This is a genomic window from Mucisphaera sp. (assembly GCF_965279675.1).
Classification (GTDB): domain Bacteria; phylum Planctomycetota; class Phycisphaerae; order Phycisphaerales; family Phycisphaeraceae; genus Mucisphaera.
In genome coordinates, this window is sequence record NZ_CBDIIJ010000002.1 from 2,634,057 (window position 1) to 2,652,335 (window position 18,279).

Annotated in this window: 15 protein-coding genes; 5 read left to right on the forward strand and 10 right to left on the reverse strand. The window is 60.7% G+C overall.

All coding sequences use genetic code 11. The features are described 5' to 3' along the window. The first annotated feature begins 1 nt into the window (after nucleotide 1). From mfd to ACQZAB_RS11330, 3 genes are all read left to right on the forward strand, one after another. A complete protein-coding gene (gene mfd, locus ACQZAB_RS11320; protein ID WP_428390158.1) occupies nucleotides 2–3,352 on the forward strand; it encodes a transcription-repair coupling factor in 3,351 nt (1,116 codons plus the stop codon). Nucleotides 3,353–3,528: 176 nt separating this feature from the next. After that, entirely contained in the window at nucleotides 3,529–5,076 is a 1,548-nt protein-coding gene (locus ACQZAB_RS11325) for a M64 family metallopeptidase (protein WP_428389627.1), read from the forward strand. A 15-nt stretch (nucleotides 5,077–5,091) separates the two neighbouring features. Next, on the forward strand, nucleotides 5,092–5,574 hold the full coding sequence (locus ACQZAB_RS11330) for a tRNA (cytidine(34)-2'-O)-methyltransferase (RefSeq protein WP_428389628.1): 483 nt from the start codon (nucleotides 5,092–5,094) through the stop codon (nucleotides 5,572–5,574). Between the two features lie 16 nt (nucleotides 5,575–5,590). Here the strand turns inward: ACQZAB_RS11330 and ACQZAB_RS11335 are convergent, their stop codons facing one another. Together ACQZAB_RS11335 and ACQZAB_RS11340 are read right to left on the reverse strand one after the other, a co-directional pair. Continuing rightward, nucleotides 5,591–6,385 carry a hypothetical protein gene (locus ACQZAB_RS11335; RefSeq protein WP_428389629.1) on the reverse strand — a complete coding sequence of 265 codons (795 nt, stop codon included), beginning with the start codon at nucleotides 6,383–6,385 and terminating at the stop codon, nucleotides 5,591–5,593. A 10-nt stretch (nucleotides 6,386–6,395) separates the two neighbouring features. Then, complete coding sequence (locus tag ACQZAB_RS11340; RefSeq protein ID WP_428389630.1) at nucleotides 6,396–7,202, reverse strand: ABC transporter ATP-binding protein; 807 nt, start codon at nucleotides 7,200–7,202, stop codon at nucleotides 6,396–6,398. 93 nt (nucleotides 7,203–7,295) lie between these two features. On the opposite strand from ACQZAB_RS11340, the gene rplM reads away from it, so the two are divergent. Next, nucleotides 7,296–7,739, forward strand: a complete 444-nt coding sequence (rplM, locus tag ACQZAB_RS11345; RefSeq protein ID WP_428389631.1) for a 50S ribosomal protein L13 — start codon at nucleotides 7,296–7,298, stop codon at nucleotides 7,737–7,739. Between the two features lie 50 nt (nucleotides 7,740–7,789). Further along, nucleotides 7,790–8,317, forward strand: coding sequence for a 30S ribosomal protein S9 (gene rpsI, locus ACQZAB_RS11350; protein WP_428389632.1), 528 nt, complete (start codon nucleotides 7,790–7,792; stop codon nucleotides 8,315–8,317). Between the two features lie 66 nt (nucleotides 8,318–8,383). Here the strand turns inward: rpsI and ACQZAB_RS11355 are convergent, their stop codons facing one another. The 8 genes from ACQZAB_RS11355 to ACQZAB_RS11390 all read right to left on the reverse strand — a co-directional run bounded on the left by ACQZAB_RS11355 (nucleotide 8,384) and on the right by ACQZAB_RS11390 (nucleotide 18,275). Continuing rightward, nucleotides 8,384–9,280 carry a ribokinase gene (locus ACQZAB_RS11355; protein ID WP_428389633.1) on the reverse strand — a complete coding sequence of 299 codons (897 nt, stop codon included), beginning with the start codon at nucleotides 9,278–9,280 and terminating at the stop codon, nucleotides 8,384–8,386. Then, entirely contained in the window at nucleotides 9,277–9,981 is a 705-nt protein-coding gene (locus ACQZAB_RS11360; RefSeq protein WP_428389634.1) for a hypothetical protein, read from the reverse strand. Before ACQZAB_RS11360 ends, ACQZAB_RS11355 begins: the two co-directional genes overlap by 4 nt. Before the next feature lie 29 nt (nucleotides 9,982–10,010). Further along, entirely contained in the window at nucleotides 10,011–12,539 is a 2,529-nt protein-coding gene (gene gyrB / locus ACQZAB_RS11365) for a DNA topoisomerase (ATP-hydrolyzing) subunit B (RefSeq protein ID WP_428389635.1), read from the reverse strand. A gap of 283 nt (nucleotides 12,540–12,822) precedes the next feature. Then, nucleotides 12,823–15,777: a tetratricopeptide repeat protein gene (locus tag ACQZAB_RS11370; protein WP_428389636.1), complete on the reverse strand. Its 2,955-nt coding sequence runs from the start codon at nucleotides 15,775–15,777 to the stop codon at nucleotides 12,823–12,825. Nucleotides 15,778–15,797: 20 nt separating this feature from the next. After that, the gene (hisG, locus tag ACQZAB_RS11375) at nucleotides 15,798–16,682 is read right to left on the reverse strand and encodes an ATP phosphoribosyltransferase (protein WP_428389637.1); all 885 of its coding nucleotides are present in this window, start codon (nucleotides 16,680–16,682) and stop codon (nucleotides 15,798–15,800) included. Between the two features lie 16 nt (nucleotides 16,683–16,698). Then, nucleotides 16,699–17,517: a hypothetical protein gene (locus tag ACQZAB_RS11380; protein ID WP_428389638.1), complete on the reverse strand. Its 819-nt coding sequence runs from the start codon at nucleotides 17,515–17,517 to the stop codon at nucleotides 16,699–16,701. Next, the gene (gene rbfA, locus ACQZAB_RS11385; protein WP_428389639.1) at nucleotides 17,514–17,966 is read right to left on the reverse strand and encodes a 30S ribosome-binding factor RbfA; all 453 of its coding nucleotides are present in this window, start codon (nucleotides 17,964–17,966) and stop codon (nucleotides 17,514–17,516) included. Before rbfA ends, ACQZAB_RS11380 begins: the two co-directional genes overlap by 4 nt. Nucleotides 17,967–17,984: 18 nt before the next feature. Continuing rightward, nucleotides 17,985–18,275 (reverse strand): DUF503 domain-containing protein, encoded by a 291-nt coding sequence (locus ACQZAB_RS11390; protein ID WP_428389640.1) that lies wholly within the window; start codon nucleotides 18,273–18,275, stop codon nucleotides 17,985–17,987. Nucleotides 18,276–18,279 lie beyond the last annotated feature (4 nt).

Sequence of the window (18,279 nt, forward strand, 5' to 3'; positions counted from 1 at the left end):
CATGGCTCCCTGGCTCGAAACCATCCGCCAATCCGAACAAGTCGGCGAGGTGCTGCGCGCACTCAGCGACCAGCAGCGTGTCGCCGCTCGCGGCTGCCGGGGTTCCATACCCACGCTCCTTGCCGGGTTGACCCATCAACAAACGCGATCGCCCGTGCTTCTGGTCGTGGCTCACCTCGACGAAGCCGACGATGCACTCGACGACCTGGAGGCACTGACCTATCACGGCGTCGAGCTCGATCCGAGACGCTTCGGGGCTCTGGAAATCCTCCCCGGCGAGTCCGGCATCAACCTCGAGCTCGTCGCGGAGAGACTGGCACTTGTACGCCGACTCTCAGACAACGACCCGCCTGCGATCATCGTGGCCCCGATTCAAGCCCTGATGCAGCCGGTCCCCAAGGCCGAACGGCTCAGCAAGTTCTTCCAGCAGGCACGCATCGGCGATCTGCGGGAGCCCGCCAGCCTCGCGCAATGGCTCACCGACGCCGGCTACACCCGGGTCGATGCCATCGAGCAGCCCGGCGACTTCGCCATACGAGGCGGGATCCTCGATCTCTACGCAGCCGCCGCCACCGCTGTTGACAGCCAGGGGCAGGAACTCGGCGTTGATGCCGTCCGCCTGGATTTCTTCGGCGATGAGATCGAATCCATCCGCCAGATCGATCTCGATTCGATGGCCTCGGGTCGTCAACTCAAATCCGTCGAATGGCTCGGCACCTCCATCGACGCACTCCGCGCCGATGAAGGCAACACCTTGCTCCTCAAACTCCTGCCCGAGCAGACCCGGATCCTCCTCCACGAGCCAATGGAGCTTGCCGAGCAGGCCCGTGGCTACTACGAGCGTCTGAGTGATCCCAGAGGGATCATCGCACCCGTCACTGTCAATGCACGACTGGCGGAGTTCGCGACCATCGAGTTGATCGATTACTCGGCACCATCCCCACGAGCCAGGGTCATCGACCTCCCCACAGAATCACTGCCGAGCTTCGACACCGATGCCCGCCAGGCCGTCGCCGAGTTGACCAGCCTCGGCCAGGAAAGCGGCCGCGAGGTCGTGGTGCTCTGCCGCCGTGAAGCCGAAGCCCAGCGACTCGCCGAGATCATCAGCGAGCAGGAGGAGTCCGGCCCGCCACCGGCGATCGAATTAGGTGCCCTCCATCGGGGGTTTGCTTGGCGTCCGGATGAAAGCCGAGCCATCACCCTCGTGCCCCACCACGAGTTGTTCCACCGCTACGAAACCCGCCGCCGGGTCCGGCGCATTGCCGCATCCTCCGGCTCAGAAGGGGGGCTGACACCTAATGGCCAGCAGGCCGGCGGAGCTGTCTCTGATGCCTTCATCGATCTCGAAGTCGGCGACCACGTGGTCCACGTCGATCATGGCATCGCCAGGTTCGTTGGCATCCGAACGATGCGCCGAAGCGGGCTCACGCAGGAATTCCTGACCCTGGAGTTCGCCCAGAAGGCACTCCTGCACGTCCCCGCAACGCAGATCGAACTTGTGCAGAAGTACATCGGGGGCTTCCAGGGCAAACCCCCGCTCTCCCAACTCGGTGGCAAACGCTGGAACAAGCAGAAAGAACAGGTCCGCGAAGCCGTCAAAGACCTCGCCGCCGAGTTGCTTCGGGTTCAGGCCGCCCGATCCACCCAGCCCGGCATCCGCTTTCCCGCTGACACCAACTGGCAACGCGAGTTCGAGGCCGAGTTTCCCTACGAAGAGACCGAAGACCAGCTTGCCGCCATTGCCGCGATCAAGAACGACATGGCCCACGACCAGCCGATGGACCGTCTGCTCTGCGGCGATGTCGGTTTTGGCAAGACCGAGGTCGCCATAAGAGCCGCCTTCAAAGCCGCTGAGTACGGCCGCCAGGTCGCCATCCTGGTGCCAACGACGGTCCTGGCCGAGCAGCACCATCAGACGTTCCGCCAGCGCATGGCCGATTACCCCTTTCGCGTGGAATGTCTCTCCCGATTCCGAACCGGCACTCAGCAGAAGAAGGTGCTGGAGGAACTGGCCAAGGGCCGGATCGATATCGTCATCGGCACCCATCGCCTGCTTTCCAAAGACGTCAAGTTTGCCGACCTCGGGCTCGTCATCATCGACGAGGAACAACGCTTTGGCGTCGAGCACAAGAACCGGCTCCTGAGCTTCAGACTCACGGCCGACGTCCTGACCATGACCGCCACGCCGATCCCCCGAACACTTCACATGTCCATGGTCGGCCTCCGAGATATCTCATCGCTGACAACCGCGCCGGTCGATCGCCGGGCCGTCGTGACCGAGGTCGCTCCGTTTGATAAGCAGCGCATCAAGCAGGCTCTCATCCGCGAGCTCAACCGCGAAGGCCAGGTCTACTTCGTCCACAACAGGGTTAACAACATCAAGGCCATCGCCGCAGAGGTCCAGTCGCTCGTGCCCGATGCCCGCGTCATCGTCGGTCACGGCCAGATGGCCGCCGGCCAACTCCAGGAAGTCATGCTCCGCTTCATGCGTCGCGAAGCAGACATCCTCGTCAGCACCACCATCATCGAGTCCGGTATCGATATTCCGACCGCCAACACCATGATCATCAACGACGCCGATCACTTCGGCCTCGCAGAGTTACACCAACTCCGCGGCCGTGTCGGCCGTGGCAAGCACCGAGGCTACTGCTACCTGCTCCTCCCCGAAGACAGGCCTGTCAATGATGTCGCCGCCAAACGCCTACGCGCTATCGAGCAGTACGCCATGCTCGGTGCCGGTTTCCGTATCGCGATGCGCGATCTCGAGATCCGTGGTGCCGGGAATCTGCTTGGTGCCGAGCAATCCGGACACATCGCCGCGGTCGGTTATGAGATGTACTGCGTGCTGCTGGAACAGGAAACCAAACGCCTGCGTAAAGAGTCGGTCATCGAGCCCGTCCGTACCCATCTGGAACTCCCGATCATCGGCAGCCTGCCCAAACGATGGATCCCTTCTGACAAGCACCGGATGGAGGCCTATCGCAGGCTCAGCCGCGTGACCGACCTGGCTGATCTCGACCAGGTGGTCGAAGGCCTTCAGCAGGCCTACGGCGAAGCTCCCGAGCAAGCCGCCAGGCTGATCGAACTCGCCGAGCTACGCATCGCCGCCAGCGTCCACGGCTGCCGACGGCTCAAACTCGAAAACCAGGACCTGATCTTTACCACCGATCAACCCCAGAAGCTCGAAACCCTCTTCGCGGAAGCGCCGGGCCGTGTCAGCCTCATCGACAAAGAAACCGTCTACTACCGTCCTCCTGAAGGCTACACCGCCGAACCCACCACACTCCTCGCAGTGCTCCGGAAACTCATGGTGCGGCAGTTCCGTTCACAACCAGACCCACAACCCGTGTAAAGATGGGTTAATTACCCAAAGCGGGCAGGCACATCCTTGCTTTCAACAGAATCAAGCCCGCAGAATCACCGAACCGACAAGAGACTTAAAGGCGCGGGTCGAGTACCGTGTGCCTCTGATTCGGGGTCTGGGAGAGCAGACCCGGATGCTTCAGCATCCACAGGAACCGAGAAGAGATGCACAGCACGACGGTCATCCCGTGGTTCATGGCTGTGGTCGTCGCCACGGCCTCAGTTGTCTCTGCCAACCTGAACACCCTTATCCCGAACGGCCCTTCAGGCAATCGCGTCGATATCGTCTTCCTGGGCGACGGCTATACCGCCGGTGAACAAATCAACGCGGTCTACCCGCAGCACGTCCAGGCTTTCATCGACTACACCTTCCTCGGCAACCAACAACCCTTCCCACGCTACCAGAGCTTCTTCAACGTCCACACGATCGATGTGGTCAGCAACGAATCGGGCGCCGATATTCCGCCCGATGACGTTTTCGTCGATACCGCGCTCAACGCCAGGTACTACTTCGACAACCAGACAGAAAGACTGCTCTACATCAGTAACTTTAAGGCGAGTCAGATCATCAACAGCGCCCTCTCGGGCACCGACATCACCGCCGAGATGAAAGTTGTCACCGTCAACAGCACCAAATACGGCGGCGGGGGTGGGAACTACGCCGTCTATGCAGGAGGCAACAGCCTCGCCACAGAGATCGCCCTCCACGAGATCGGCCACCAGTTCGCTGACCTCGCTGATGAGTACGTAAGCTTCAGCACGCCATACACCGGCTCCGAGCCCAGCGAGGCCAACGTCACAACGAATCCGGCCGGCAAGTGGGACCTCTGGCTCGGCTATGTCGATCCCGATTTTCCTGAACTAGGCCCCGTCGGCGTCTACGAGGGCGCTCGCTATCACCCAACCGGGATCTACCGACCCACTCAAAACTCCAAGATGCGATCGCTCAACCGCCCCTTTGATGCCATTTCCCGTGAGCAGATCATCCGCCGTATCTACGAGCTCGTCGATCCCATCGATACCCACCTCCCGAACACCGGAACGCTCATCGATCCAGGGGCTCTGACCGTCGAGGTGATCGACGAGGAAGTGATCGACCTGACCTGGTCCATCCAGGGACAGACAGTCACCCCGCTCGACCCGTCAGCCTTCGACCCATCCCTCTACGGCTACGGACTGGGCACCTTTGAGGTCAGCGCCCTGGCAGCCGACAACACCCCCTGGGTCCGAACGCCTGAGATCAAGGATCTTCTCAGCCAGGAAGTCCTCTGGACCGTCACCCTCACCGAACCCGCCACCGACCTCGACGGCACAGGCATCCTCGACGCCGACGACATCGACCTTGCGATCTCAAAACTCAATGCCGGCGGCGGCTTCGATCTGGATGGTTCCGGCACCGCCGACCCCACTGATATCGATTTCCTGCTGGCAGAGATGATCGGCACAGCTTTTGGTGATGGCAACCTGGATGGGCGTGTGAACCTCGAGGACCTCTCAACTTTTGCCGATCTTTTCGGTCAGCAAGCGTACGGCTGGTCAAACTACGACTTCAACCTCTCCGGCGTCATCGACCTCGAAGACCTGAGCCTATTGGCCAACAACTGGGGATTCAATGCCGGCCAACAGGGCACACCGATACCCACGCCTGCAACCGCTGCCCCGCTCATCCTCGGCTTCGCAACACGACATCGGCCACAATCGAAAGCCATCTAGTAGTAGCATCCCCGCATGCTGCACGTGGCCCAGTATCAGCCAGCCATCCCACAGAACACCGGTGCCATCGCGCGTCAGTGTGTCGGCATGAACGCTCACCTGCACATCATCGGGCCGACGAGTTTTGAGGTTACCGATCACGCCGCTAAGCGAGCCGGACTCGACTACTGGCCCTATCTCCACCTGACGCTGCACGGGGATGTAGATACCTTCCTCGAATGGTTGGGCACCCGCCGTGTCTGGCTCATCACCAAGTTTGGCGGTACCCGATTCGACCAGGCCGACTACGCCGACGAGGACGTTCTCCTGCTCGGCAACGAGAACCATGGCGTGCCCGAACACATCCACCAGCAATTCGCAGATACCCGCCTCTGGATCCCGATGCCGGGCACCGACAAGGGCAATGTCCGCAGCTACAACGTCTCCAACGCCGCTGCGATCGTGCTCGCCTGTGCAAGAGTACGTGTTTCACCAGACCTCCGCCCGGACCCGGCCTGATCGACGCAGACACGATTCAATAAAGCGGGTGATCTCTCAAAGCCAGTGGGCTGTCGAGAATCTCCTTGATCACAACCAGATCACGCAGCCGAGTCGGCTCTCGCAGAAGCTGGCGTAGATCAAGCTCCGCGCCCTTCAACGACGCCAGCCGTGCCGCCTCCGCCGCCGCCTCATGCCGACGCCGCTCCTCGGCCAGCCGCGAGAGTTCCGACTGCCTGGCTCGCTGCTGCGCCAAGGCTGCCTGCTGAGCCCGGGCCTGCTGTCTCGATCCCGCCGCCTGTGCCGAAGGCTGTGACCTTTGTGCCGGAGCAGGCGTCGGTACCGGTCGCATCCGTGTTGTGGGTTGACTCGACTGCTGCGCGGCCTGAGCGCGTGCCCGCTGTGCCTGCTGCTTCGCCGCCGCCCGCTGCCGAAGCGCCTCCGCCCGTCTCCGATAGGCCTCTTGCGCTCTGGCCCTGGCCTCAGCTTCACTCGAGCGCACATTCCCCGGTGTTCGCTGTGCTTCCGTTTGAGCCGCACGAGCACGCTGCTCAACCTGTGCTCGCATCTCAGGCGTCGGACGATTCAGGCCCGCTTCACCACTGCTGCTCTGCTGACGCCGGGCTTCCCGCTGACGCTGAAGCGCCTCACGACGCTCTCTGGCTCGCTGATCGACACGCTCCTGAACCGTCAGCCCATCATTCGGCTGATTGGCTTCCCTATCGTGCAGCCGTCCCCGCTTCTCATTTGTGGACTTGATCGCACCAGCGACGGCAGGACCAATCACAAAAGCTAGCATGGCGAGGTAGAAGATGATGTCCTGCACGCTCATGGGCGACTCCTCAACGCATTCTATCGACGTTTGCCCGACCCGACCCGTCCAAAGAGACGATCGGTGTGCGATAGCCCCCAGCAAGATCCAGCATGGTGAACCCGATGCCGTAAGCCTGCTCCAGATGAGAAGCCGTCAGCACATCCGTGATCGACCCGGCAGCCAGCATCCGTCCGCATGAGATCAGCCAGCCATCATCTGCATATCGTGCCGCCAGATCGAGATCGTGGATGACCGCTACGATGGCCAGTTGCTCTTCTGCCGCCAACTGACGCAGCAGAGAGAGCGTCCGGTGTGCCCAGGCAGGATCCATCGAAGCCGTCGGCTCGTCTAACAGCAGGGCCTCCCCACGAGATTGAACCTGGCAGCACGCTCTGGCCAGCAACCCGCGCTGACGCTCACCACCCGACAACGACGGCCAGTTCGACCCTGCCAGGTCGTGCAAACCCCACCGCTCGATCTCAGCCTCTGCCACGGATCGCCGGGCACCAGCAGGCCAACACCCAAGACTCACCACCTCGGATAGCCGCATCGCGAAAGCCGCAGACCCCTCCTGTGGCACATAAGCCATCCGACAGGCCCGCTCCCGCTCATCAAGATCAAGTACCCGATCGTCCCCCAGAAAGACCTCGCCCTTATCAGGATGCAATTGCCCTAACAAAACCCGTAAAAGCGTCGTCTTTCCCGAGCCGTTGGGGCCGAGGATCGCCGTGACACGGCCTCTGCTCGCGTTGGCAGTGACAGATGCCAGCAACCGCGGACGGCCCGGATAGCCGAAACTCAAATCCCTGACGCCTGGGCCCGTGAGGTCTTTCACATCACAACCATACCCCACCCGCCCGAAGTTTGACGCCCGCTAAGGATGGGCTACACTACGCGGCTCGAAACCACGAACCCAAGGTGAGCGCGGATGAACCGTCAGACCTTCCTGGCAAAGAATAACGAAGTACCCCGGCAATGGCTCCAGGTCGATGCCACCGATCAGATCCTCGGCCGTCTGGCAACCCAGATCGCCACCATTTTGATGGGTAAGCACAAGCCGGAATACACCCCCCACCACGACGTCGGCGATTTCGTGGTTGTGACTAACGCCGACAAGATCCGCCTGACCGGCCGAAAGCTTGATCAGAAGCACCTCAAGCGCTACACCGGCTACCCCAGCGGTCTCAAGCTCACCAGCTATCGCGACCAGATGGAGAAGGCTCCCGAGAAACTCATCTCCGAAGCCGTCCGCCGGATGTTGCCCAAGAACAAGCTCGCTCGCCATCAGTTGACCAAGCTCAAGGTCTACCGTGGCGGCGAACACCCCCACGCCGCTCAGTCGCCCGAAGTGGTTGAGCTCACCACCCGCTAACGCACGCAACCCCGGCAGACTTTTGCCGGCCGATGACACGGAGACTCGATTTGTCCAGCGAAGAGCAGCCATTGAACGCTCCCGAGGTCCCGGAAGTCCCTTCGGTTCCCGAAGTGCCCGGCGTCCCCGTAGTACCAACCGCCGAAGCCCCGCAGCAGCAGGTCAAGCTCAGTCAGCCCGCCACACCCGATGCCGGCGGATTCGTCTGGGGCACTGGCCGCCGCAAAGCCTCGATCGCCCGCGTCCGTATCCGACCCGGCACCGGCACCATGCTGGTCAACAACCGCCAGGTCGATGAGTACTTCAGCGAGCCCCAGCACCGCAATGCCTGCACCGCACCGCTCAACGCAACCGATGCCAAAGACATCGACGTATTCGTCAGCGTGCACGGCGGAGGCATCACCGGACAGGCAGATGCCATCCTCCTGGGCGTCGCCCGTGCCCTCAAGGGCTACGACCCGTCGATGGAAGCCGTGCTCCGTGAGAACAACTTCCTCAGCCGCGACCCACGTAAGGTAGAGCGTAAAAAGTACGGCCAGCGCGGCGCTCGTCGGAAGTTCCAGTTCTCCAAGCGATAACTTGCCCACCCGCACAGATCCGAAACCGAGCCTCACGGCTCGGTTTTTTCATGCCTTCAAGCTGCCTCAGGCCCGCGAAGTCATCATCGCCGTCACTTCATCGCGGGTGGGGATCGCATCGATCGCGCCAGGGCGGGTGACACACAATGCCGCCGCGGTCGCCGCCACCTCCAGGCTCGTCCGCACTGTGCTTGCCTTGGTACGCTCAGCGATGAAGTAACCGATGAAGGTATCACCAGCAGCCGTTGTATCGACCGCATCAACAGGCACGGCATCGATCTGCGTCACGCCCTCGCGATCTGCGTAGATCACCCCCCGCGAACCCAGCGTGATAATGACCCTGCCATCCACCAGATCCCTAAGCCGAGGCACTAGGTCCCTCGCACCTGTCTGGCCAACGATCGCTTCTGCCTCGTGATGATTCACGATCAGCAGGTCCAGCTTCTTGAGTTGATAGCCACGAACCGCCTCAGTCATAGGCGCCGGGTTGAAACATACACTCAGCCCGCGCTCAGCACCGGCTTCGATCGCGTAGCCAACCTGGCTGATCTCGTTCTGTAGCAGCAGCAGCTCATGAGGCTGAAAACGATCGAGAGCCCGATCGACCTGGGCTCTGCTGACCCGCGCATTGGCTCCAGCGTCCACCACAATCGCATTCTCACCACGGCCATCAACCTGCACAACAGCCGACCCCGTACTCGCCTGCTCATCGACCTCGATCAGATCAACATCCACACCCTGCTCGGCCACCTTGTCAACCAGAGTCTGCCCGTCCTTGCCGACACGACCCGCGTGAAAAACGCGCGCTCCTGCCCGAGCCAGCGCAACCGACTGATTCGCTCCCTTGCCACCAGCGAACTGCGAAGCCGTCCGGCAGGCCACCGTTTCCCCCGGCTTCACAATCTGTTCCACCCGCATCACACGATCGAGATTCAGAGAGCCCAGGTTCAGGATGCGAATCATGAGACAGCCGCTCCACCGGTTGAGGATGGTGGAGGCATCGAAGACCGAGCCGTCCGGGGAGCCGAACGCATGTAACCGATCACGAGCAGAATCGCCCCGCCGGTGATGCAGAAAGTCATGATCGCGGCCCCGCGATACAGACCGGTTGTTCCACTGAGCATCTCACGAAACTCACCCTGGCCCACCGCTAGAACCAGACCCGGCTCGAGCACCTCGCCCGCATCAAGAGCCGTTGTGACCCGAACGTCGGCAGGCTGCTCCAACACAAAGGTCCAACTGCTGTGCCCCGCCCGGCCTTCCAGACTGTAGACATACACGTCCTCCACCTCTCGCTCAGGGTCGGCCAGGCCCTTGGCAAACAGCGAAGGATCGACGTTGGGCTCGCCAGCTAACAGATCCTTGAGACTCAATGCCTCGCCCGTCTCGGCCAACACGACCAAGCACTCCATCGAGGCAGGGCGTTGCCGACCACGATTCTCCTCCACGGCGTCATGCTCAAGAAAAATCGTCCAGGCACCAGACCGATCGAGACTGAGAACTTCCGACGTGCCGATCTCCAGCCGATGAAAGCCACCGATCCGATCACGAATGGTGGACCGTGCCTCCAGCACCTGTGCCGTAAAAACAGCAAGGCCCGCAGCCGCAAGACCCAGACCCACCACCAGATAACCGATAGCCATACCACGTCGTGAAGCGTTCATGCAGACATCCTAGGCAGAGACGACCCGCCTCACACGTCCAGATTCTTGACGTCCAACGCGTGTTCTTCGATGTATGCCCGACGGGGTTCCACGTCCTCACCCATGAGCACGCTGAACAGCTTCTCGGCCTCAGAGGCAGCATCCGTGGTCACACGCAGGAGCACTCGATTGGAGGGATCCATCGTCGTCTCCCACAACTGCTCGGCGTCCATCTCGCCAAGGCCCTTGAATCGCTTGATATCAAGACCCGTCTTGCCAGCATCCATCAAGGCTGGCAACGCATCACGCAGATTGGTCACCTGTACTACCCTGGGCTCATCATCCTTCTTCTTTGGCTGGATATGCAGCTCAAACTTCGTCGGGCCCTGCACACCCGTCAGCGTCTGCGTCGGACGGATCAGATAGTCGTCAAGCGTCAGCCCCTGATCCACCATCCGAGCCAGCACACGCTCCAACTCTCTGACCTCGTGCAACTCCTTACGAGTCACCGTCGCCGCGACCGACCCATTTTCGGCGGTCGCCTCCGATCCAATCGCCAGGCCATGCTCGGCCCGGAATGTGTCCTCCTCCGCCTCCGACCAGAAGAACAGATCGCCGGTCAGTCCCGAAGGATGAACCCCCGAAATCCGGACATGCGTCTTCGGCAGCCGCCCCTGACCATCCGGGTCCCTGGCACGCTGATCCGCCAGATCGGTCAGTGTCACACCACGCCGTTCCAACACGCTGATACATTCGTTCGCCTGCTGAAGTAGACGAATAAGGTCGGCCAATCCTTTGCCTTCAATAACACGTTGATCCTGCCGGTCATCCGAAAACACGATCAGCCTCGCGTTGTCCAGCGCCAGTTCTGCCAGCAAACGCCGCATCTGTGGTTCATCCACGACGTAGTCCGAACGCTTGCCGCGGATCACCTGATACAAAGGCGGCTGAGCAATGAAAATCCGGTTCTGCCTGACTAGCTCCGGCATCTGCCGAAAAAAGAAGGTCAGCAGCAGTGTTCGGATGTGGCTGCCGTCCACGTCGGCATCCGTCATGATGATAATCTTGCCGTATCGCAGCTTGGCCAGATCAAAATCATCCTCACCGATCCCGCAATTCAGCGCCTGGATGATCGTCCGAATCTCCTCGAATCCGAGGATCTTGTCCAGACGCGCCCGCTCCACGTTCAGGATCTTGCCCTTCAGCGGCAAAATCGCCTGCGTCCGATGGTCTCGCCCGCCCTTGGCCGACCCACCCGCGGAATCACCTTCGACGAGATAGATCTCAGACTCATCCACGTTCTTGGAGGTGCAGTCGTAGAGCTTGCCAGGCAGCCCACCCGCATCGAGAGCGCCCTTACGCCGAGTCAGTTCGCGTGCCTTCCTCGCCGCCTCACGCGCCTGCGCCGCATTGACACCTTTCATGCAGATCCGCTTGGCCTCCGCGGGATGCTCCTCGCACCACGCAGAGATCGCCTGACCGATCGTCGTATTCACAAAGCTCTCAACCTCGGCGTTGCCCAGCTTGGTCTTGGTCTGACCCTCAAACTGAGGCTCGGGCACCTTCACCGACAACACCGCACAGAGCCCCTCACGCAAATCGTCGCCGGTCGGCACCAGGTCACCCTTGAGAATCCCCTTCGTCTTTGCGTAGCTGTTAAGACTCCGGGTTAAAGCCGTCTTGAAACCGGATAGGTGCGTGCCCCCTTCAATCGTATTGATGTTGTTCGTGAAGGTCAGCAGCGTCTCGTTGTAGGAGTCGTTGTACTGAAAAGCCAGCTCGCACTGCAGCCCCTGCTCATCATCCGCGGTTTTGAACAGAATCGGATCATGCACCGGCTGCTTGCCCTCATTGAGTGCAACCACGAAAGACGCGATCCCGTCCGGATACTCGAACGTCTCATCCTGTCCGGTCCGTTCATCAGCAATCCTGATGACAAGCCCGGGGTTCAGATAAGCCAGTTCCTTCAAGCGCCCACTCAGCGTCTCAAACCGAAACGTCGTCTCTGAGAAAATCTCGTGATCCGGCTTGAACGTGATCTTCGTCCCGCTCTCGGCTCGCTCACCGATCGGGTGCAACGCTTCGGTCACCGCACCCCGCTCAAAACTCATCGCGTGCAGCACCCCCTCACGTGCAACCTCCACCTCCAGATACTCAGACAGCGCGTTCACCACCGAAGCCCCCACGCCGTGAAGCCCGCCCGACACCTTGTACGAATCCTTGTCAAACTTCCCACCCGCGTGCAGGACCGTCATCACGATCTCTACCGTGGGCTTGCCATCAAGCATCGGATTCGAATGCCGATACGGACCAACCGGAATACCCGAACCATCATCAGAAATCGAAACGGCCCCATCATCAGCAATCACAATCTCGATCTTCGAGCACCGCCCGGCCATGTGCTCATCGATGGAGTTGTCCACCACCTCGTAGACCAAGTGATGAAGCCCCCGCTGCGTCGTATCGCCGATGTACATCCCGGGCCGCTTGCGAACGGCCTCCAGCCCCTCAAGCACCTTGATGCTCGACTCAGAATACGAGCCCGCGGCAACGTGATGCTTCCCTTCTGCCGCTTCCAAATTCGGGGTTTGTTGGGGCTGAAGTGCGTCAGCGGCCTGCGGTTCGTCCATGCTGTCTCGGCCTCGATAGGGGCTGGAAAGGGCGGTTGCCTCGCCCCTGGAAGCACAACCCAAAAGGCTTCCAAAGGCACCAATCGCTAACTCGCCATCATACCCGATGACAACCGCCCGCACCAATCCCAGGACCGATCCGTGATCGTATGTAAATCAATAAAAATAATGATTTTATAACTACAATCAGGGCCCTCGAACAGCCCTCGTGCGCCATCTCCGAGACCAACCCTCAATCCGGCTCTTCCGCAGCAATCGGAGCCACTTCCGGCAGCCCATCCGAAGCCGCCGCACCCAGCTTCTGAGCCAGCCTCACATCCAGACCTACAAGCTCTGCATCCCCTTCCCATCCGCCCTTAGCCAGCAGTGTCTGAGCCCTACGCCAGGCGCCGACCGCCTCCTCTGGCTGCCCCGCTCGCCAGTACGCATCACCCAAATGGTCATAAATCACCGGATAAGCCCCATCCTCCTGAGCCGTCGCACGCTCCAGCCACGCGACCGCCTGTCCGAAACGACCCAGCTTGTAATAAGCCCAGCCCAGCGAATCCAGGTACGCCCCGTTGTTCGGTTCCAGTTGTACCGCCCGCTCGATCAGGCCCAACGCCCGATCAAGCTGCTCCTTCCGCAGCACCAGAGCGTACCCCAAAGCATTCAGCGTTGGACCAAAAGCCGGATCAGCCGCTACGGAACGCTCAAGGGCCGCCAGCGAAGCCAATTCATCACCACCCGACATCCAGATCACAAGATAGTGCTGGTAGTGAATCCTCCCAGCCTGCTCCGGGAATAGCTCCGCCCCCCTCAAAGCCACTCGCTCGGTTTCATCCTCCCTCTCCTGCTGCATCAGTTGCCGAAGCAGCAAGCCATAGCCAAGCGGCACCAACTCATCACGATCAGCCTCCGACTGCAACAGCCTCTCCATCGCCGCGATCTTCCCAGACTGCACGTAGAACTGCAGCAGAGACAGCGTGCGCTCCCGGCCCTCCGGCGACAGCTTCAGCATCCGCTCGGTCACATCAATCAGACGCTCCCGCTGCTGGCTCTGCCTGTAAAACCTGATCGCGTTCTGAAGCAGACTCAGATCATCAGGCGCTACCGCCAACCGCTCCTGAATCAACACATGCCCATCCTCGTCACGATCCTGCTGAGCCAGCAGATCGAGCATCGCCCTCATCGCCAGCGGATCATCAGGCCGCTGAATCAGCAGATCATCCAGTATCGCTTCGGCACGATCCAGCTGTCGCCTAGTCGCATGCCACTGCGCTAGCTTCACCCGTGCCGTCACGCTCTCGGGGAGCACGGCGAGCACTCGCCGCATCAGGTTGACCCACTTCTGACCCGCCTGAGCATCACCGTTCTGACGCTCATACACGCTAAAAAGCGCACGGTATAGCCGCTCATCATTCGCATCGATGTCCAGACCACGCAGCAGCGCCTCTTCCGAGGCCTGAGTACGGCCGAGCGAATGCAGCACCTCACCCTCAATCAGAGCCAGATCGACGGATTCAGGCCAGCGAGCAGATGCATCCGTCAGCAGATCTAAAGCCGCTTCTCCCTGCCCATGACGCAACAGCAACCGGGCCGTCGCTGTTGCCAACGACGCATCGCCCAGCGGATTCTCTCTGCCCAAGGCCGCTTCGGCTTCATCCAAACGTCCACGACCGATCAGGAGATTCACCAAGGCCACACGTGCCTCAGTACGCTCAGCCGACACCTCCAGAGAAGCACGCAGACTCTCCTCCGCCTCGCTGCTCCGACCAGGCAACGTCGCCAACAGAAGCCCTTGAAGCAGCAGCGACATCGATTCAGCCTCGGGCCGCTCCCAGCCAAGGCGAGCAAACTGCGAACTCACCGCCGCGCGTTCCTGCTGCGAATCACTCACCCATGCCAGAGCTTCCTGAGGCGAGACGCCTCCGAACAACACAGCATCCACCGTCAGCCGCGTAGCCAGTTCCAGATCCGCTTCACGACTTTCAGATGCCCCCTCCGGCAGCAATACCTCCGTCACCAGGTAGGACAAAACCTCCAGAGCACCCGGAGCAGACCGCATATGATCCACCAGAAGCCGTCTGCCAGACTCAGCCGGCAACGCGCCCGCCAACGCGATCACCATCTCAGCCGATTCCCGGCTTCGTTCATAGGCCAGTCGCAACCGATCCAGCAACGCTTCATCCCCCGCCCCGACCCGAAAAAGATACGCCGCCAGCTCCAGCAGATCCCGATCATCTCCCTCAACACTAAACGCGTCCACAACACGCTGCCGAGCACGCTCTGGACGATCCACCACCAGGTCAACCCAGACCTGCCTCAGCAGCATTTCACGCGCATGCCGCTGGCCACCCAGCCGCTCCGGCAGCGATCCCGATTGCTCGTAAGCCTCAAGAGCCGATACCGGATCACCCAGACGAAGCGCACCATCACCAATTTCCCGCCAGACCAACGGAGCCGACAGCATCAGTGTTCTTGCCAAGTTGTCCTGCGCACTCGCCCTGGCTGGCAGATCGGGTGGATACAGATAATCCTCTAACGCCTCCCGCGCCGCGACGGGTCTCTGCATCTTTAGCAATGTCTGACCCAGCAGCCGCGAGAGAATGATCCGAACCGCCGGATCACCTTCAGGCCCTTCAACCAGCGACCGCAGCCGCTTGGCAATTGCAAGCGTCTGCTCGTGATCCGTCGATTCAGCACTCAGACGCAGCAACAACAACAAAGCGGACACACGCTCGGGTTGAGCATCCACCGCCGCCCTCGCATACCGCTGAGCCGCAGACGTACTGCCCGAGCCCGCGTAGACCCTCGCAAGCAACTCCGAAAAAGCCGGCTCTCTCGGAGCAAGACGCGTGGCCGTCAGCAGCCTCGGGATGGCATCAACCGCGCGACCATCCAGCCAGGCCTCCCGCCCCAACACGTAAGCCCGCTGTGCCGACCTCGACGGACTGCCAGGCATGCTTGTAAGCCCGTCGTCCACCAGAAACCCCGGTATCGAGACCGCCTCGAGCACCTCATCAAGCGCCTGCCCGGCACGATCTCTCGCCTCACCTTCCATGACACCAACCGACTCACGGCTCAGCCCGGGAGGAAGCTCAAGCAGGTCGGCCCCATGGCTCACAGAAACCAGACCAGCACACAGCCACACCCACAGCACCAGCACTCCCCCAGACCAAGCCCTTGGCGTGTCGTGAAATCTCATAGCCATCAGTCTATCGTTGGCTACGCGATCACCTTATTCAAGTTGTAGCTGAAAATAGCCTTGGCACCCGCACGGTGCAGCCTGGGCACAAGCTCACGCTCAACCAGACCGTCAACGATGATCTCAATCGCTACCCACTCCGCATCTGCTAACTCATTGACCGTGGGCGATTGAGCAGCCGGCAGCAGCGACAGAATCTCTTTCAGATCCGATCGTTTCGCGTTCATCTTGAGCCCCACCTGCCCCCGAGCCGTGATCGCTCCCTGAAGCAGCAAAGCCAGGTCCTCAATCTTCTGACGCTTCCTGGCATCGGCCCACGACGCCTTATTCGCCACCAGCCGCGTCGTCGAGGTCATGAGCGTATCGATCACCCGCAGCTTGTTGGCCCGAAGCGACGAGCCGGTCTCCGTCACGTCAACAATCGCATCCACCAGCCGGGCCTTGACCTCCGTCGCACCCCAGCTGAACTCCACTTTCTTGACAGGGATCCCGCGCTCCTCGAAGTACCGCTTGGTTGTCCCGAGAAGCTCCGTCGCAATGATGCCACCAGCCAGGTCCTCGGGCCTCTGATAATCCGATTCCTCGGGAACAGCCAGCACCCACTGAACCGGACGACTCGTGGCCTTGGAGTAGACCAACTCACAAACCTCGTGGACATCCGAGTTGTTCTCCATCACCCAGTCATGACCGGTGATGCCGAGATCAACCACGCCATCCTCGACGTACCGGCTCATCTCCTGAGCACGGAAAAGAACCGCCGACAACTCCGGATCATCGATCGTCGGAAAGTACGACCGGCTCGGTACCGATACCCGGTAGCCCGCTCTGGCAAACAGATCAACGGTCGAATCCTGAAGACTGCCCTTGGGCAGACCAATCCTCAATAGTGTGTCTTGCTCTTGCATACGGATATCTGCCCGCTCAGGCCTTGGCTTTCTTGCTGGTCGTTTTCTTCTTGCTGGTCTTCGAAACCTTCGCAGTCTTCGAGGCCTTGCTCGTCTTGGCCTTACTCGATTTAGATTTGCTCGCAGCCTTAACCGTTGCAGCTTCCTTCTCGCGTTTGCTCGCCTCCGTCAGCGCCGTTTCCGCAAGCTCAAGAGCACGCTTGGGCGCGTGCGGTTCAACGCCCTTGTCCGCCCACTTCTGACGATCCGACGCCGCCTGAATGGCCTGGTAGGTCTTCAGCGTGTCCGCCGCCTTGACCTGCCGCAGCAGCAACGCCTCCGCCTCCGCCGGCGTGATCTCAGCGTCAACAACCCCACCCTTGACCATTAGCGTCAGAATACGCTCATCAACCGGAAACGCATGTCCACCAAAACAAATAAGCTGCACACGGGAAGCGACATACGGCACGATGCCAGGCAGCGTCTCGAGATAATGCTTCTGATCCTTCTTCGAGCTCGAAGCCACCGATGCCATCGACACCGCGTGCTCCCGCTTAAACAGCTCGTTGAGCACCTCAACCATCCGAGCCACCCGTTCCTGAACAAACGGATAGCTTTTGCCGACCAACCCAGCGATCTGCGCTTCATCGCTCACGCGAAGATCGTTGTAGTCGATCATGACTTCCATGATCCGACCCAAGGCATCCTCGGCCTCCGACTCGGTCGATCGCCAGGCCAGAAAAGCCAGCACCACCTGAGCCACAGGATCCACCACATCAGGATCCTCAAACTCCTTCTTGGCCGAACTCTTCTTCACTAGTGCCTGCCAGGCCTTGACGTCAAACTCGTGTTTCAAGATCGTTCCTCACTCGCTGAATCGGTCTCTGATCGTTCGTCCATCGGCCCATGATGATGGGCCACGCCCTCATCCCCACCAGCGTCCAGGCTCATCGCCTCCGGACCCGTGCGCTCACGGGCTTCCTTGATCGCAGACAGCACATCCGCCTGCTTCTTCAACATCTCATCAAGCCGGAATCGCAGCTTCGGCACATGCCTCAAAGTCACCCGGGTCTTCACCTCGTCATAGATATGCTTCGCCGCATGATTCAGCCCCGCCACCGACCGCGAACCGTGCTCCTCGGGCAGCACCGATACATAAACAAAAGCCTCAGCTAGATTCGGCGTCACCTCGATCCGAGTGATACTTGTCAGCCCGCTGATCCGAGGATCGGCCAGCCCACGCTGCAGCACTTCCGCAATCGCTTTGCGAAGCATCGATGCAACCTGGGCTGTCCGATGACTCAAGGCTTCAAACCTTTCCGCTCACTGTCCACTCAGGATCTCAATCCGATGGTCAGAAAGCACATACCCACGGCCGATCCGTATCCGATCGACCAGCTTGTCCAGCACGCTCTGTGCTGTTGTCACATCCGAACTAGCGAGGGCCACGCCCAGCAGGGCGGTCTGATGGACATCCTGATGGCCCACCTCGGCCACGCTCACCCGGTGATCGTGATGAAGCCGATCCTTCAGGCTCCGTACCACGCGCCGCTTGTCCTTCAGCGAGACCGCGCCTTCGATCGTCAGTTCCAGTTGGAGAATGCCCACGACCATGTAG

Excerpts from the sequence above, each read along its gene's own strand:
- ACQZAB_RS11370 (WP_428389636.1), bottom strand. The coding sequence starts at position 15,777 with ATGAGATTTCACGACACGCCAAGGGCTTGGTCTGGGGGAGTGCTGGTG.
- ACQZAB_RS11355 (WP_428389633.1), bottom strand. The coding sequence starts at position 9,280 with ATGATTCGCATCCTGAACCTGGGCTCTCTGAATCTCGATCGTGTGATG.
- mfd (WP_428390158.1), top strand. The coding sequence starts at position 2 with ATGGCTCCCTGGCTCGAAACCATCCGCCAATCCGAACAAGTCGGCGAG.
- rplM (WP_428389631.1), top strand. The coding sequence starts at position 7,296 with ATGAACCGTCAGACCTTCCTGGCAAAGAATAACGAAGTACCCCGGCAA.
- hisG (WP_428389637.1), bottom strand. The coding sequence starts at position 16,682 with ATGCAAGAGCAAGACACACTATTGAGGATTGGTCTGCCCAAGGGCAGT.
- ACQZAB_RS11360 (WP_428389634.1), bottom strand. The coding sequence starts at position 9,981 with ATGAACGCTTCACGACGTGGTATGGCTATCGGTTATCTGGTGGTGGGT.
- ACQZAB_RS11330 (WP_428389628.1), top strand. The coding sequence starts at position 5,092 with ATGCTGCACGTGGCCCAGTATCAGCCAGCCATCCCACAGAACACCGGT.
- ACQZAB_RS11335 (WP_428389629.1), bottom strand. The coding sequence starts at position 6,385 with ATGAGCGTGCAGGACATCATCTTCTACCTCGCCATGCTAGCTTTTGTG.
- ACQZAB_RS11390 (WP_428389640.1), bottom strand. The coding sequence starts at position 18,275 with ATGGTCGTGGGCATTCTCCAACTGGAACTGACGATCGAAGGCGCGGTC.
- ACQZAB_RS11325 (WP_428389627.1), top strand. The coding sequence starts at position 3,529 with ATGCACAGCACGACGGTCATCCCGTGGTTCATGGCTGTGGTCGTCGCC.